Origin of the sequence: Xanthomonas sp. BRIP62418 (assembly GCF_003993495.1) — a bacterium.
In the GTDB taxonomy this organism is placed as follows: domain Bacteria; phylum Pseudomonadota; class Gammaproteobacteria; order Xanthomonadales; family Xanthomonadaceae; genus Xanthomonas; species Xanthomonas euroxanthea.
In genome coordinates this window covers 178,651-195,356 of sequence record NZ_QEZG01000041.1, presented here as the reverse complement: position 1 = coordinate 195,356, position 16,706 = coordinate 178,651, and the positions used below count along the sequence as shown (strand labels likewise).

At 66.0% G+C, this 16,706-nt stretch carries 8 protein-coding genes; 7 read left to right on the top strand and 1 reads right to left on the bottom strand.

What is annotated here, in order from left to right:
* Positions 1 to 51: 51 nt before the first annotated feature.
* From EO174_RS15540 to EO174_RS15525, 4 genes are all read left to right on the top strand, one after another.
* Complete coding sequence (locus EO174_RS15540; protein WP_126945637.1) at positions 52 to 1,638, top strand: APC family permease; 1,587 nt, start codon at positions 52 to 54, stop codon at positions 1,636 to 1,638.
* Positions 1,628 to 3,976 (top strand): S9 family peptidase, encoded by a 2,349-nt coding sequence (locus EO174_RS15535; RefSeq protein ID WP_126945634.1) that lies wholly within the window; start codon positions 1,628 to 1,630, stop codon positions 3,974 to 3,976. The genes EO174_RS15540 and EO174_RS15535 overlap by 11 nt, the downstream gene beginning before the upstream one ends.
* A complete protein-coding gene (locus EO174_RS15530; protein ID WP_164740232.1) occupies positions 3,976 to 5,613 on the top strand; it encodes a DUF5597 domain-containing protein in 1,638 nt (545 codons plus the stop codon). The genes EO174_RS15535 and EO174_RS15530 overlap by 1 nt, the downstream gene beginning before the upstream one ends.
* A 242-nt stretch (positions 5,614 to 5,855) precedes the next feature.
* Positions 5,856 to 6,152 (top strand): hypothetical protein, encoded by a 297-nt coding sequence (locus tag EO174_RS15525; protein ID WP_126945631.1) that lies wholly within the window; start codon positions 5,856 to 5,858, stop codon positions 6,150 to 6,152.
* A gap of 635 nt (positions 6,153 to 6,787) precedes the next feature.
* On the opposite strand, the gene EO174_RS15520 is transcribed toward EO174_RS15525, so the two are convergent.
* Positions 6,788 to 7,954, bottom strand: a complete 1,167-nt coding sequence (locus EO174_RS15520; protein ID WP_241240019.1) for a DUF5694 domain-containing protein — start codon at positions 7,952 to 7,954, stop codon at positions 6,788 to 6,790.
* A gap of 279 nt (positions 7,955 to 8,233) precedes the next feature.
* Between EO174_RS15520 and EO174_RS15515 the strand changes: the two genes are divergently transcribed.
* From EO174_RS15515 to EO174_RS15505, 3 genes are all read left to right on the top strand, one after another.
* Positions 8,234 to 10,591 (top strand): Tat pathway signal protein, encoded by a 2,358-nt coding sequence (locus tag EO174_RS15515; protein WP_126945628.1) that lies wholly within the window; start codon positions 8,234 to 8,236, stop codon positions 10,589 to 10,591.
* A gap of 186 nt (positions 10,592 to 10,777) precedes the next feature.
* A complete protein-coding gene (locus EO174_RS15510; protein ID WP_126945625.1) occupies positions 10,778 to 13,117 on the top strand; it encodes a S9 family peptidase in 2,340 nt (779 codons plus the stop codon).
* A gap of 582 nt (positions 13,118 to 13,699) precedes the next feature.
* Positions 13,700 to 16,597, top strand: coding sequence for a TonB-dependent receptor (locus tag EO174_RS15505; RefSeq protein WP_126945622.1), 2,898 nt, complete (start codon positions 13,700 to 13,702; stop codon positions 16,595 to 16,597).
* Positions 16,598 to 16,706 lie beyond the last annotated feature (109 nt).

The window sequence follows — 16,706 nt, the reverse complement described above, 5'->3', positions numbered from 1 at the left end:
TACGCCACGCCATCTTCCGCAGCACGCGCTTTCATTTGTCCGGGGCCAGCTATGACCACACACGGTGCGACCACGCAAGGCAAGTTCCACAAGCGACTGAGCCTGACCGACCTGACCTTCATCGGGCTGGGCTCGATCTTCGGGTCGGGCTGGTTGTTCTCGGCCAGCCATGTCTCGTCCATCGCCGGGCCGGCCGGCATCCTGTCGTGGATTCTCGGTGGCATTGCGGTGTTGCTGCTCGGCCTGGTGTATTGCGAACTCGGCGCCGCGCTGCCGCGCGCCGGCGGGGTGGTGCGCTACCCGGAGTATTCGCATGGCGCCTTGCTGGGTTCGTTGACCGGCTTCATCACCCTGATCGCGTTTTCCAGCCTGATCGCGATCGAGGTGGAAGCGGCGCGCCAATATGCGGCGGCGTGGTTTCCGCTGCTCAACCAGCCCAACGGCACCCATCCCAGCGTCTGGGGCTGGCTGGTGCAGCTGGCCCTGCTGCTGCTGTTCTTCCTGCTCAACTACTTCAGCGTCAAGACCTTTGCGCTGGCCAACAACATCGTCAGCATCTTCAAGTTCCTGGTGCCGATCCTGGTGATCGTGCTGCTGATGAAGCACTTCAATCCAGGCAACCTGAGCGTGCACGGGTTCGCACCGTCGGGCATGGCCGGGGTGGAGGCGGCGATCTCCGCCGGCGGCATCATCTTTGCCTACCTGGGCCTGACGCCGATCGTGTCGGTGGCCAGCGAGGTGCGCGACCCGCAGCGCAATATCCCGATCGCCCTGATCCTGTCGGTGGCCTTGTCCACGGTGATCTATGTGCTGCTGCAGCTGGCGTTCCTGGGTAGCATCCCGGCCGCGCAACTGGCGCCGGGCTGGAGCGGCATCGACAAGGTGTTTGCGCTGCCGTACCACGACATCGCGTTGGCGTTGGGGATGGCGTGGCTGGCCGCCCTGGTGATCTGCGATGCGATGGTCTCGCCCAGCGGCACCGGCAACATCTACATGAATGCCACCCCGCGCGTGGTGTATGGCTGGGCGCGTAGCGGCGGGTTCCTGCCGGTGCTGACGCGGGTGGATCCGGCTTCGGGCATTCCGCGTCCGGCATTGTGGCTGAGCCTGGGCTTGTCGATCTTCTGGACGCTGCCGTTTCCCTCGTGGGAGACCTTGATCGGCGTGGTGTCGGCCGCGCTGGTGCTGAGCTATGCGGTGGCGCCGGTCACGGTGGCGGCGTTGCGCCGCAGCGCGCCGGAGCTGCCGCGTCCGTTTCGCGTCCGTGGCCTTGCCGTGCTGGGGCCGCTGTCGTTCATGGTCGCGGCCTTGATCGTGTACTGGTCCACCTGGCCGACGCTGTCGTGGTTGCTCGGCCTGCAGGTGCTCGCGTTTGCGCTGTACGTGCTGTATCGCCTGCCTTCGCGCGCGGGCAGGGCACGCCTGCTGCGCCAGGTGCGCGCATCGCTGTGGCTGATCGTGTTCTTCGTGCTGGTGATGGCGGTGTCCTGGGCCGGTACGTTCGGCGGTCACGGCTGGATCGCGCATCCGTTCGACACCGTGAGCGTGGCGGTGATCGCGTTCTTCATCTATCACTGGGGCGCGCGCAGCGGCTTGCGCAGCGACGAGCTGGCGCTGGAAGAAGACGATGGCGAATGACGCTCGGCGTCCCGCATGGGCAGTGCAGGTCTCGCGCGCCATGGCCGCCTGCATGCTGTTGCTCGCCGCCACTGCGCAGGCGGAGCCCGGGGTGCCCGATTACCAGCGTTCGCTTGGCCTGCGCGCGCACTGGAGCACGCTGACCGAAAACGTCGCCTGGCCGGCGCAATGGCAGGACGACGGTACGTTCTACTACCGCAAGACCGTGCCTGGTGGTTTCGCCTTCGTTCGCGCGGACGTGGCGACAGGGCACAAGCAGCCGGCCTTCGACCAGGCGCGCGTGGCGCAGGCGCTGCAGGCCGCCACCGGCGCCGCATATGCGGCGTTGGCGTTGCCGTTCGAGCGGTTTGCGTACTCGCAGGAAGGTGCGCGCGAAGACGGCGCGATTGTGTTCGCCATCGGGGAAGCACCCTGGCGCTGCAGCTTGGCCACGTATCAATGCGCGCCCGATGCCCCCGGCCGGCAACCGCAGTCGCAGCAGCGACCACGCGGCTTCGGCGTGGTGCGCGACCCGGATGTGGCGGCCGACACCACCCCACGCCGTTCGCCCGACGGGCAATGGGAAGCGCTGGCCGATGGCTGGAACCTGATCGTGCGCCGGGTGGCCGATGGCCGAAGCGTGCAGCGCACCGACGATGGACGCGCCGAGGATTATTTCGATCCGGAAAGCATTGCCTGGTCGCCTGATTCGCAGCGGTTGGCGGTGTATCGGGTACGGCCGGGTACTGCGCGCCGCGTCACCCGCGTGGAGGCCGCGCCGGCCGGACGTCTTCAACCGCTCGTGCACACCCAGCTGTATCCCAAGCCGGGCGATGCGGTGGATGTGGAACGGCCGGTGCTGCTGGCGGTGGATGGCACGCGGCGGGTGGTGGACAACGCCTTGTTTGCCACGCCGTACTCCTTGTCGCCGCTGCAATGGCGGACGGATGGGCGCAGCGTGAGCTTTGAGTATGTGCAACGCGGCTTTCAGCACATGCGCGTGATTGCGGTGGATGCCCGCAGCGGGCGGGCGCATGTGGCCGTGGCCGAAGACGCACGCACCTTCGTCTATGCGGACCGCAGCTTTCGTCACGATGTGGACGCGCATGGCAACGAGATTGTGTGGATCTCCGAACGCGACGGCTGGCGGCACCTGTATCTGGTCGATGGCCGCAGCGGCAGGTTCAAACGCCAGCTCACGCGCGGGCCGTGGATCGTGCGCGATGTGCTGCGCGTGGACGACGCACAACGGCGCATCTGGTTCACTGCCAGCGGCACTGAGGCGGGCAAGGACCCGTACTACCGGCAGCTGTACAGCGTGGATTTCGACGGCCGCCGGTTGACCCGGCTGACCCACACCGATGCCGATCACGATGTGGCCATTGCAGAGGACGGCCGGCATTACGTCGATGTCTACTCGCGTCCGGATCTGCCGCCGGTGATGGAGCTGCACGCCATCGATGGCCGGCTGCTGCAGCAGGTGGAGCAGGGCAACATCGACAAATTGCTGGCCGCCGGCTGGCGCGCGCCGGAGACCTTCGTGGCCAAGGGCCGCGATGGCCGCACCGACATCTGGGGCATGGTGGTGCGCCCACGCGATTACGACCCGCACAAACAGTATCCGGTGATCGAGAACATCTACGCCGGCCCGCACGACTCCTTCGTGCCGAAGACGTTCTGGCCGTTCGGTTATCACTCCGGTGGCGACAAGCAGATCGGCATGCAGGCGCAGGCCGATCTGGGCTTCATCGTGGTGATGATCGACGGCATGGGCACCGCCAACCGCTCCAAGGCCTTCCATGATGTGGCGTGGAAGAACCTGGGCGATTCCGGCTTTGCCGATCGCATCGCCTGGCACCGTTCGCTGGCCGCCAGGGACCCTTCCTACGACATCGGCCGGGTCGGCATCTACGGCGCCTCGGCCGGTGGGCAGAGCACGCTGGGCGCGCTCGAACGCCATCCGGAGTTCTACAAGGTGGGCGTGGCGTTTGCCGGTTGTTACGACAACCGCATGGACAAGATCAGCTGGAACGAGCAGTGGATGGGCTGGCCGGTGGATGCCGGGTATGCGCAGGCCTCGGGCGTGGTCAATGCGGCCAAGTTGCAGGGCGACCTGCTGCTGATCGTCGGCGAGCAGGACAGCAATGTGGACCCGGCCTCCACCGCGCAGGTGGTCGATGCCCTGATCAAGGCCGGCAAGGACTTCGAGCTGCTCAACGTGCCTGGTGGCGAGCATTCGGTGGGCCGTTCCAGCGGGCCGATCGACTATGTGCAGCGTCGCCAGTACGACTTCTTCGTGCGCCACCTGCGCAACGAACCCACGCCGCACTGGAATTCACTACCGTCGGAGGCGCGATGATGCGTTTGCTTGCCCTGAAGATGCCTTGGCCGCGCGGCTGCATCGCAACCCTGCTGTGGTCGCTGGCGGTGCTGGCCGGTTGCGTGCCGTTGCTGGCCAGCGCGGAAGAGCTGCCGCGCTTCGTTACCCAGAATGGCCGGCATGCGCTGTTCGTCGATGGTGCGCCATACACCGTGCTGGCAGCACAGCTGCACAACTCCAGCGCCTGGCCGGCGGTGCTGCCCAAGGCACTGGACGAGGTAGTCGCGCTGCATGCCAATACGGTGGAAGCGCCGGTGTACTGGGAGCAGTTCGAGCCGGCGCCTGGCCGCTTCGATACCACCAATGTGGATGCACTGGTCGCCGGCGCACGCAAGCGCGGCCTGCGCGTGGCCTTGCTGTGGTTCGGCAGCTGGAAGAACGGCCAGATGCATTACGTGCCGGAGTGGATCAAGCGCGACGACGCCATGTACCCGCGCATGCGCGATGCCAATGGCGAGCCGGTGGACGTGCTGTCGCCGCATGTGGCCGCCAACGTGCAGGCCGATGCGCGCGCCTTCACCGCGTTGATGCAGCACCTGCGCAAGGTCGATGGCGACCGCCACACGGTGATCCTGGTGCAGGTGGAAAACGAGCCCGGCGCGATCGGCACGGTGCGCGACCATGGCCCGGCCGGCGAGGCGGCGTTCGCGCAGCAGGTGCCCGCCGCGATTGCGCAGGCGCTGGGCAAGCCGCAGGGCAGCTGGCAGCAGCTGTTCGGTGCAGAAGCTGCCGAAGCCTTCAATGCGCATGCAACGGCGGCGTATATCGAACAGGTGGCTGCGGCCGGCCGGCGTGCATATCCGCTGCCGCTCTACGTCAACACCTGGCTGCGCTACAAGGGCAAGCGCTATCCGGGGCTGGATTATCCGTCCGGCGGTGCGACGGTGAACGTGTTCGCGCTGTGGCGCGCGGCCACCCCGTCGATCGACTTCATCGGCACCGACATCTACACCAGCGACTACAACGAATACACCAAGGTCATCGGCCAGTACGCGCGGCCGGACAATCCGGCCTGGGTGTCGGAGACCGGCTTCGAAGCGGCGACCGCGCCGTATCTGTTCCATGTGCTGGGGCAGGGCGGGATCGGGTTTTCGGTGTTCGGTATGGATGGCAACCCGGACAGCGCAGCCAACCGCGACGCGATCGCTGCGCACGCCGCCAATTTCAAGCTGCTGGCGCCGCTGCAGCGCGTGATCGCCCAGGCCGCCTTCGACGGCCGGCTGCAGGCGGTGGCCGAACAGCCCGGCGCGCCGCAACGCACGCTGCGCTTCGGCGACTGGCAGGCCAGGGTGTCGTTCGGCGCGCCGCTGTGGGGCGATGCGCCGGCCATCCTGCCCGGTAACGACGACCATGCGGGCCGGCTGCTGGTGGCGCAGCTGGGGCCGGAGGAGTTCCTGGTCACCGGCATGGCTGCGCGCATTGAATTTTTCCGCGAGGCGGCCGATACCCGTCATGGACAACTGTTGCGGGTGGAGCAGGGGCGGTATGTGGACGGGCGCTGGCAGGTCGAAAGACAGCTCAACGGCGACCAGACCGACTACGGGCTCAACTTCGGGCGGGTGGATGCGGCCGGCGAGGTGCCGGTGGTGTTGCGTGTGCGGGTAGGCACCTATTGAGCCGGCGTGAGGCGACTGCGCAGCCGTGAGGTGGGCGTGATCGGAATCGGTGGGTGGGACACGTCATTGCGGTTCCTGTTGGCTGGTTCCAACTCGTGAGACACGCTCGCCACGCGCATTGGGTGGCGTAAGTGGGTTGCGTAAGAGCGAAAGCGGTACGGCGCAACTGCCAGCAGCGGTTGTGCTGATTGTTTGGTAAGCAAACGTCATTGGTATTTCTCAGTTTCTGCACCGGAGCCATCATGAGCATAAGCAGCATCGCCAGTTCCGGAATGCAGGTCGCCGCACTGCGCCAGCAGGTGGCCGCCAGCAATGTGGCGCGTCAGCCGGTGGACGGCAGTCCACGTCAGGCCGTTGCAGCCAGCACGCAGCTCAATGGTGGAGTGGCAGCCAGCGTGGTCGACGCCAACGCCGATCCATCGGCACCGGCCACCGATCTGGTCGAGGGGCTCTCGGCACGCAACGACTTCCAGGCCAACGCCAATGCGCTACGGCGTTCCGACGAGATGCTGGGTAGCTTGCTGGATGTGCTGACCTGAGAGCCTGGATTGACGAAGGCCGGTTGTCGATCTAGTGCATTAAGTGCACGGCCTTCGCCTTGATGCCGCATCTGGCTGCACCTGAAACCGGACTCACGTTCTGCATCTCGTGGAGTCAGCGAATTGATGGCTGCTGCTCATACCGGTATCGATAACTGCGGTTGTCTTGTCTGCGGGTGTTACGACCGTGCGGGCAGCCCGCAAGCGTAGAGCGGCTGATCTGTTACCTGGCTGCCGGGCCCTTGCCCGCCCACCATCGCGGGACACGCCGTGAATCCGTCCATGGAGGCTCTTACGCGGCATCCATGCCGCGTAAGGTCCCGCGACGGTAGGCAGGCAAGGACCAGTCGAGATGGTCGGCGCGCAAGGTCGTGAGCAAAACATGACGTGTGTTGTTTGGAGCGTCGCCTCCGATCAGCCTTCCAATGCACCCCGAGCAACAAGCAGATTTTTGCCAAATCACCGACCAACTCTCTGATGCGGTGTGCTCGCCGGTTGCGGGATCGTATGGCGGCATGGATGCCGACACCGAGCCCCTAGCGAAAGGTTTACGGCGTGTCCCACGAGCGGCGAGGGCACCGCGCCCTCGGCCAATCAGGCTTTTGCGTTAGAGCGTCACGCTGAAGTCGTTGTACTCACTTTCCGTCAGCACCCAGCACCTGCGCCGCATCCACGATATCCACGCCCTGCAGCTGTCCCAACCAGTTGTCGAACCAGGGCTTGTGCATCGCGCCCACCATCGCCAGCACACGTGCACCGGGTTGGTCGGCAAAGCTGGCACGCACGTTGGACACCATGCGCAGGTTGCGGATCTCCCAGCCGGAGACGTAGCGATAGCCGTAGTGTTGCGGCGAGGTCTCGCTCAGTGCGGCGCGAAAATCCACCGCGATGGCCAGCTGCTGGCTGGCCGGCAGGTTGATCGCGCGATAGAGCTCCAGCAGCTTGCCTTGACTAGCCAACTGGTCCTCGCGCTCACGCATGGTGCTCGCCCGCGGTGCGGCCTTGTCCCAGGCGGCCTGGATCGCCTTGCCATACGCCGCCGGGTCGCCCAGGTCAACGTTGTCGCCGGTGTGATCGTCAGCCGGGTGGACGCGTTGCAGGCCAAGGCGTGCCGCCAACCGTGCGGCGATCTGGTAACTCTCGTTGGGGCGCTGTTCCATGCTGCGCAGTCGCGCGACCAGCGCCGCATCCAGGCCATCGCCGCTGCGCTGGTCGGCTTGCGCAAGCTGCAGCCACTGCACCAGCGCAGACGCCGGCTCGCCCGAGGCCAGGAACAGCGCGGCCAGGTGCCGACGCTGTGCCGGCGTGGGCGCAGCCGGCCAGGTGCGCAGCGCTGTGCGGACCTGGCCGATGGCGGTGGGAACGTCCAGCCCGGTGGCACGCGCTGCCTCGCTGGTGTCGGGGCAATAGGTCGTGGTGTCCTCGGGCAGGTAGACCGCAGGATGGCGCCGCATCAGGTCGCAGGTTTCGCCCGACAAGTCCTCCGTGGTGATGATGTCTGGCTTGTAGGCGGCCAGCCGGTCCAGCAACGGTTGCAGGCGCGCGGCACGGATATCGCTGCCCTTGGGCAACTGCGACAGGTGCACGCTGCCGAGTACCAGCACCTGAGTGCGCGGCGCGGCCATCTCGGCATCGAGCTGCGACAGGTCCACCTGCGCCTGCGCGATGCAGGGCGCGATCAAGGCTAGCCACAGCCAGCAATGCGCCGGACGTTTCAACCGCCTGGCGGACGCGCTGCCGGCATCGAAAAACCGCGCTGTGGCGCGGGCACTGTGCGCGATGCGCGGTGAGGATGGCTGCATGACGGTCCTTGTAGTGGGCTTGGGATGCGCGGCGATCTGGCGACGGTGCCGCCTGCGTCTGTACAGCCAGTGTGGCTGCCAGCGCAGATGCCGGCGTGGCCAGAAAGTCACGCGGCTAAATGGCAGGGGGGCGGCAACTGGGCGCTGCGCCGTTGCTGCGATGGCAACGCAGCAATAGCTGTTTCTGTGCGGATTTCCGCATACGTGCCAGACAGCTGCCACAAGACGCAAGCCGCGCAGTCGCGCACGATGTGGATGAGATCACTCGAGGGCGCGACGATGGACCGCAGGACCTTTTTGCGTCAGGGCATGGCCGCGACCGCGGCGGTGGGCGCAGGTGCCGCGCTCGCGAAGCCGGGCAGGCCACACACCCCGGCGACGTTGCCGCCACCGGCGCTGCCACGTCTTGAAGCATTGCCGTCGGCCGCGCATGTCGGCAGCAAACTTTGCAGCTTTCGGCATCTGCAGCAGGACTGGACCGTCTACGAGCATCTCGACGACCCGCAGGGTGCGCTGACGCTGTGGACCGACAGCGGCATGCTGCGCCTGGATAAACGCACCGAGCCGGCCTATCCGGCCGAGGGCAAGCCCTACTTCGGCATGCCGCTGGCCGAGGTGGCGATGGCCGAGGCGGATCTGCTCGCCGACCGCCTGCTGCGCGATGGCGACCCGGACGAGGCGCAGGTGCGCGATGTCGCGCCGCCGCCGGCCTCGCTGCTCGACCCCAAGGACAATGGTGGCCGCTGGCCGTGGACCACCTTCGTCGGCACGCGCGAAGGCCTGGACACCATGCCGATCCTGCCCAACGGCCGCAGCCGCACCTCGCGGCCGGAACACGCCTTCGCCGAGCTGGGCGAAGAGGCGTTGATCAAACGGCGCGAGGAAGGCCTGCTGGGCGGCTGGATGCCGGCGGTGCGCAAGGTGATGCGGCGCGACGGCGAGGCCGATGGCTGGTACGACGTGCTGGTGTTTGCCGATGTGCGTGCCAGCGATCGCTTCGTGGTGCAGACCTGGCACCGCACGATGCATGTGCGTGGCGGGGAGATCGTCGGCGTGCATTACACCCACAGCTATCCCGCGTTCGCACCGTCACGCAAGCCGGCCACTGCCGAACAGTTCTACGCGGCCTTGCTCGATTTTGCCGCGTACTGGCAGCAGGCCCTGGACGGCACGGTGCAGGCGCAACTGCCCGATGCCAGCTGGAACGACATGGCACAATTTGCGTTTGCGCGCGAGCTGGTAGTGCGCCCCGGTGGCGATTACCCGAAGTACGGTGCGGTGGAGCGCGACTACTACGGCAACGAGTACGACGGTTTCCAGGACACCTTCACCAGTTCGTTCTACGCCAATCTGGAATGGGGCCGCTTCGCGCAGGCCGCTGCGGTACTGGATAACTATTTCGACGAGTTCGTGCAGGACGACGGCCTGCCGAACATGCGCGGGCCGGAGGTCGGTCAGTTCGGGCTGACCCTGTCGCTGCTGGCGCGCTATCTGCGCTACACCGGCGATGCGGCGCGGTTGCGGCGCCTGCTGCCCAAGATCGCCGCCACCGCGCAGCTGCTGTGCGAGCTGCACGACCAGGCGCTGGCCTTGCCGCGCAGCGCGCATGGGCATGGCCTGCTGCACGGCTGGAACGAATCCGATGCCTGCCTGTTTCCCGACCCGTCGCTGTGGTGGAAACCGTATTACGCCAACAGCGCGCTGACGATTCGCGGCTGGGAAGACATTGCCCAGGTCTGGAGCACGCTCGGCGGCGATGCCGGCCTGGCCGCGCAATGGCAGCGTCGCGCCAGGCAGTTGCGTGCACGGCTGGAGGCCAGCCTGCGTGCCAACGTGCGCCGCGATCTGTCGCCGCCGTATATCGGCCCGTTGCCGGGCACCACACTGACGTTTCGCCAATCGCTGCTGCAGGAAAAACCCAGCGAACAGCAGTGGCCGCATCGCGCCTATGCCGAGTTGCTGCAGGCCGATGTGCTGCCCGACGACCTGGCCAACCTGGTGGTCGACTGCCTGCGCGGCCATGGCGGCACCAGCATCGGCGTGGTGGCCAATATCGCACCGCCGGAGCCGGGCAGCCGCGATCTGCTCGGCTTCATTTCCTACGGCTATGCGCAAGAGCTGCTGCGGCTGGATCGCATCGAAGAGTATCTGCTGTTCGTCTACGCGCATCGCTACCAGGTGCATACCCGCGGCAGCTGGACGGCCGGCGAGGTCAGCGGCATCACCGGCGGCATGCCGTTGTTCTGCATCCCCGCGCAGATGACCATCCCGTTGCTGCTGCGCTGGATGCTGGTCAGCGACGACAGCGCGGGCGAGCAGTTGTTCCTGGCACGTGCGCTGCCGCGCGCATGGCTGGGCAGTGGCGCTGCGGTCGGCATCACGGCGGCGCCCACACGCTGGGGCACGCTCACGCTGAGCTTGCGCGCTGATGTGGAGGCACGCCGTATCGATGCCGAGGTGCAACTGCCGGAACGGTCACCCAGGCACACCTGGCTGAGCCTGCGCGTGCCCAAGGGTAAGAAGCTCACCCGCGTACTCGTCGACGGCAAGCCGGCGCGTCCGCAAGGCCCGCATGCCGATCGTGTGGCATTGCCCGGCAGCACGGCGGAGGTGAAGGTGCAGGCCTGGTACGCGTGATGGGCCGTTGGCGCGATGACCGTGCCAGCCCTGTCGCGTTACCGCGGCCGCCATCGACCACGGAGGCCTTCGCAGCCCGTTGTGTACAGGCCGCTTCGGGCATGCACCCCATTGCCAATGCACGTCCTTTCACCTCGACGTGCACGACGCGCAGCCAATAACCGCGCCATCTCCGCAGATAGACACATGACGCCACTCCTGCATCAGACCTTTCGGTGGCACCGCATCGCTGCGTGCTGCCTGAGCATTGCACTCTGGACGCTGTCGGCAAGCGCGGCGGCTGCAACGCCAGCGCCCACGCCCGCGCAGTACGCGCAGGCGATCGGCCTGTCCGATCACTACGCGTCGCTGGTCGACAGGCAACCGACCGCGCCGGTGTGGATCGATGCAGGGCATTTCCTGTATCGGCGTGGCGTTGCACGTGCCGATCAGGCGCCGGCCATCGAGTACCGCCTGGTGGATGCGGCCAGCGGCCGCAATACGCTGGCCTTCGATCATGCGCGGCTGGCGGCGGCCCTGACGCAGGCCGGTGCGCAAGGCATCGACGCCACGCATCTGCAGCTGGAACAACCCACGCTGCAACAGCAGCGCCTGGGCTTTCAGCTGGCGAAGCTGGGCTGGCAGTGCGATCTGGCCCGCTATCGCTGCGCGCGTGTGCCCGAACGCGACGTGCAGGCCGAGTCGATGGACATGCGCCTGCCGCTCAAGCAGGGCGAGCGGCAGGCCAGGCTCTCGCCGGATGGCCGCTGGCGCGCCTGGGTGGAGCAGGCCAATCTGGTGATCGCACCGGTCGGTGGTGGCGCGCGCAGCGTACTCAGCCGCGATGGCAGTGCCGACGATTACTACGCACTCGACAGCGTGGTGTGGTCGCCGGACTCGCAGCATCTGGCTGCGTATCGGGTCAAGGCGCCACCGCCGCGCATGGTCTATTACATCGAATCGGCGCCAGCCGATCAGCTGCAGCCGAAGTTGCATCAGCAGGTCTATCCCAAGCCCGGCGATGCCTTGCCGGTGATGCAGCCGGTGTTGTTCGACATCGCCACGCGCGCCGCGCATCCGGTGGCGATGACGCTGCTGTCCAATGCCTTCAGCTTGAGCGAGATGGTCTGGTGGAAGGACAGCCGCGGCCTCACCTTCGAATACAACGCACGCGGACACCAGCTGTATCGGGTCATCGAAGTGGACGCACGCACGGCCGCCGCGCGCACGCTGATCGAGGAAACCTCGCCCACTTTCATCGAATACTCCGAACTCAGCGGAACCCAAGAGGACGGCGGCAAGCATGCGCGGCGCGATCTGGCCGATGGCGCGCAGATCCTGTGGGCCTCCGAGCGCGATGGCTGGGAGCACGTGTATCTGTACGACGGCCCCAGCGGTGCGGTGATCCGCCAGGTCACGCGTGGCGATTGGGTGGTGCGCAAGCTCGACTACATCGACGAGGCCGCAGGCCAGCTGTATTTCACCGCCTCCGGCATGCAGCCCGGCGAGGACCCGTATTACCGCCACGCCTATCGCATCGGTCTGGACGGCAGCGGGCTCACTGCATTGACACCAGCGGCCGCCGATCACCAGGTGAGTTATTCGCCCGATGGCAAATGGTATCTGGACCTGTACTCGCGCGTGGATCTTGGCCCGGTACTGGAGTTGCGACGCAGTGCCGACGGCGGGTTGGCACGCACGGTGGAGCGCACCGACCTGCGTCGTCTGCAGGCTGCCGGCTGGCAGCCGCCGTTGCCGTTCCACACCACCGGCCGCGACGGCAGAACCGAGATCTGGGGCGTGATCCAGCGCCCGCAACACCTGGATCCGCAGCAGCGCTACCGCGTGATCGAAGACATCTACGCCGGCCCGCAGGGGTCCTTCGTCCCCAAGACGTTCAGCACCCGCACGCCAGCGCTGACCGGGCTGGGATTTGCAGTCGCGCAGATCGATGGCATGGGCACCAACAATCGCTCGCGCGCCTTCCACGATGTGGCCTGGCGTGACCTCAAGGATGCGGGCTTGCCGGATCGCATTGCCTGGCACAGGGCCGCTGCCGCGCACTATCCCTGGTACGCCGTCGACGGCGGCGTCGGTGTCTACGGCACCTCGGCCGGTGGCCAGAACGCATTGGGTGCGCTGCTGTTCCATCCGGAATTCTATGTGGCAGGCGTGGCCAATTCCGGTTGCCACGACAACCGCATGGACAAGATCTGGTGGAACGAGCAATGGATGGGGTGGCCGGTCGGGCCGTGGTATGCCGAATCATCGAACGTGGAAAATGCCGCGCGGCTGCAAGGCCATCTGCTGCTGGTCACCGGCGACATCGACATGAATGTCGATCCGGCCAGCACCTTCCAGGTGGCCGATCGGCTGATCAAGGCGGGTAAGGATTTCGATCTGCTGGTGGTGCCCGGCGGCGATCACGGCGCCGGTGGCGACTACGGCAAGCGCCGCCTGCTGGATTTCTTCCTGCGCTGGATGCAGCAAGCGCCAACGCCGGACTGGAACCACACCCAGGCAGCGACACCGACGCAGACGCCGTGACAGCCCAGGTTCGGGCCTGCCGGCACACCGGTTGACGGCACTGCATAGACCGCGGCCGTTGAACGAGTGCGGGCAGGGCAGTGCACGCTGACGGCCCTCAGTGCGCTGCTGCATACAGACGCATCGCGCGATGCCTGGATCGACTGACATCGCAGATGGTTGCAGGCGATACATCGTCAGGGTGCGTCACCATTGGTCTTGCGCGTAACGTCCAGCTGCCGACATCGCTGCAGAGCGCATCGACACAGGCTGGTTCATTTGCGAACCATGCGGTTATCCGCATGCGCTGTCGCCAAATGCGACAAGACGTGGCGCATGCGCACAGGCACATTGTGACCAGCTGATGAAACTGGAGCGCATGGGCGCCTCCGGTGCGGAACCAACACCTTTTTCGACAACACGCGCTGCTGCGCGACCCTGGGTGGTCGTGCGCGTCGCGGGTTGCCTGCATGTCTGCAGCACGGCCGTGGCGAGAGATGTCGCTGCGTGTGCGTCTGCCATCCATCTTGCCCTGCGCTGGTGTCCGCCGGCACGGGCGTGTGTTGCCCATCGTTTGTCTGCCATACGACTCAGGAGCCCTGCATGCCGATGTTGCTGTTGCCTCTCTCCCGGACCACCGGCACGACCACGCGCCCGCTGCCGAGCATGCTCAGCGCCGCACTGCTGCTGGCGCTCTCTGCGGGCGCCGCCGCTCCCGTGTCTGCGCAGCAGGCAGGCAACAGCGCTGATGCGCCACAAACGCTGGATAGCGTGGTCGTTACCGGCTCGCGTCTGCGCCGCGTGGATACCGAAACCGCCAACCCGGTGGTCACGGTCAGCCAGGAACAGATCGCCGCCACCGGCAAGGCCACGGTCGGCGACCTGCTGCAGGAGCTGCCATCGATCGCTGGCAACGCCACGAATCCTTACACCAACAACGGCGGCGGCACCGGTGCGTCGGCCATTTCGCTGCGCGGTCTGGGCGACAAACGCACGCTGGTGCTGGTCAACGGTATTCGTCTGGCCTACAACGACGTCAACGCGATTCCGTCCAGCATGATCGAGCGCATCGAAGTGCTCAGCGACGGCGCCTCTGCGGTCTATGGCTCCGACGCCATCGGCGGTGTGGTCAATTTCATCCTGCGCAGCCAGTTCGACGGTGTGCAGTTCAGCAGCGACTTCGGCACCAGCAGCGAAGGCGATGGCAATCGACGCAACTTCACCCTGACCACCGGCAAGACCTGGGAGCGCGGCAGCCTGATCGGCGGCCTGTCGTATCACAACATCGATCCGGTCTCGGCAGCGGCGCGCGACTATTCCAGGGACGCGCTCGCACTGACCAACGGGCAACCGGTGAAGCAGGGCTCGTCCGCAACGCCGACCGGTACCGTGAACTTCAACGATGGCTCGGATCAGTCCGCGCAGCTTGCGCAGGCCAACGGCTGCGGGCGGGTCACCCTCAACAGCGGCGTCAGCGGTCGTGCCGGCCCGGGCGATTTCCACTGTTACAACGCCAGCGCCGACTCCTACAACTACCAGCCGTTCAACCTGTTGCAGACCCCGCAAAAGCGCACCAATGCGTTTTTGCTGGGCAGCTATCGCTTCAGCGACAACGTCGAGGGCTACGTCAACACCTGGTTCAGTAAAACCGAATCCGCCTCGATCATTGCGCCGATTCCGATCTTCGCCAACGGCGACAACATCCTGGTGTCGTCGCAGAGCTACTACAACCCGTTCGGGGTGAACTTCGGCACCGATCGCAGCACCGGCACCTCCTACAACGACCTCAACACGCGCGCCACCGTACTGGGCAACCGCAGTTATCAGTACAACACCTACAACTTCCAGATCAGCCCCGGCCTGCGCGGCCGCTTCGGCGACAGCTCCTGGCAGTGGGATGCCACCTTCAACTACGGCAAGGTCAAACAGAAGTCGATCAACAACGGCTTTCTCGACTATGCCGCATTCAACCAGGCCATCGGCCCGTCGTTCCTGGACAGCGATGGCGCAGTCAAGTGCGGCAGCGCAGGCGCGGCGATTGCCGGCTGCACACCGCTGAACTTCTTCAACCTCAACGACAGCGCCAACCTGTCCACCTTGCAGGGCAAGGTGGTCAACCCGATCGTGACCAGCGTCTACACGGTCAAGCAATTCGAGGCCAATGCCAACGGCTCGCTGTTCGATCTGCCGGCCGGCACCGTCAGCCTGGCAACCGGCGTCTCCTATCGCAAGGAGCGCTCGACCACCGCCTCGGACCCGCTATGGACCGGCGATGAAGACGGCCTGTGCGGGGTGATCGAATTCTGTTCGTCCACCCTGGTCGGCAGTTTCGACGTCAAGGAAGCCTATGCCGAGGCGCTGTTCCCGCTATTGAAGGACTTGCCCGGCATCAACGCCTTGAACATCACCTTGGGTACGCGCTTTTCCGATTTCAGTTCGGTGGGCAGCAAGACCAACAGCAAGGTGTCGCTGGAATATCGCCCGATCGAGAACCTGCTGATCCGCGGTACGGTGTCGGAGGTGTTCCGCGCGCCCAACATCAACGAGCTGTATGCCGGCGTGGCCGGCGATGCGGCCACCGTCAACGACCCGTGCAATGGCTACACCGGTGGCAACAGCGTGGCCTGCGCCAATGTGCCCACCGACGGCAGCTACCAGCAATCCGATGGCCAGGTGTCGGGCAAGGTGTCCGGCGCGGCGGTGGCCGGGTACCAGCTCAAGCCGGAAACCGGCAAGTCCTACGACGTGGGTTTGGTCTACGACCCGCAGTGGATCGACGGCCTGTCGCTGAGCGCGGACTGGTGGCGCATCGATCTGGAAGACACCATCACCACGGTGTCGGCGCAGACCGTGCTCAATCAATGTTTCGCCAATTCGGCCAGCGCCTTTTGCGCGTTGATCCATCGCAACGGCAACGGCACCATCAATTACATCGCCGAACCCACCGTCAACCTGGGCAAGCTGTGGGCCAAGGGCCTGGACGTGAACCTGACTTATCGCGCGCCGCCCACCGCGTGGGGCAATCTCAGCGCCGGGCTCAACGGCACCTATCTCACCCGTTACGACGTGCTGCCCGATACCACCGACCCCAGCTCGGTCACCATCCACAACGTGGGCCGCTATACCCAGGCCTACGGCAATTTCCCGCGCTGGCGTGCGCTGGGCACGGTGAACTGGGCGTTGGGCGACTGGAGCGCCACCTGGCGCATCCGTTATGTGGGGCACACCGCCATCGGCAGTTCGGACCCGGACCAGAGCCTGTCGGCCGATTCCAGCGAACCGATGGTGGTGCGCAAGATCGGCGCCTACGTCTACAACAACCTGCAGCTCGGCTACAACGTCGAGCCGTGGCACACGCGTTTCGAAGTGGGCGTGGACAATATCGCCAACAAGCAGCCGCCGCTGTACTACTCCAACAACGTCGGCAATGCCAATACCGATGTGGCCACCTACGATCTTCTGGGTCGGTTCTACTGGGCGCGTGCCACGGTGAAGTTCTGATCGGGCGGTTTGTCGCCGGTGCGTGCGGCCAGATGTGATCGGTCGCGCGCATGTCTGTGCGGTCGCGGGCGTACGCGGCTGTGCAGGCGTGTGTCGCAATGGCGCGCGG

Coding starts and splice junctions, on each gene's coding strand:
- EO174_RS15505 (WP_126945622.1), top strand. CDS start 13,700: ATGCCGATGTTGCTGTTGCCTCTCTCCCGGACCACCGGCACGACCACG.
- EO174_RS15510 (WP_126945625.1), top strand. CDS start 10,778: ATGACGCCACTCCTGCATCAGACCTTTCGGTGGCACCGCATCGCTGCG.
- EO174_RS15515 (WP_126945628.1), top strand. CDS start 8,234: ATGGACCGCAGGACCTTTTTGCGTCAGGGCATGGCCGCGACCGCGGCG.
- EO174_RS15525 (WP_126945631.1), top strand. CDS start 5,856: ATGAGCATAAGCAGCATCGCCAGTTCCGGAATGCAGGTCGCCGCACTG.
- EO174_RS15520 (WP_241240019.1), bottom strand. CDS start 7,954: ATGCAGCCATCCTCACCGCGCATCGCGCACAGTGCCCGCGCCACAGCG.
- EO174_RS15540 (WP_126945637.1), top strand. CDS start 52: ATGACCACACACGGTGCGACCACGCAAGGCAAGTTCCACAAGCGACTG.
- EO174_RS15530 (WP_164740232.1), top strand. CDS start 3,976: ATGCGTTTGCTTGCCCTGAAGATGCCTTGGCCGCGCGGCTGCATCGCA.
- EO174_RS15535 (WP_126945634.1), top strand. CDS start 1,628: ATGGCGAATGACGCTCGGCGTCCCGCATGGGCAGTGCAGGTCTCGCGC.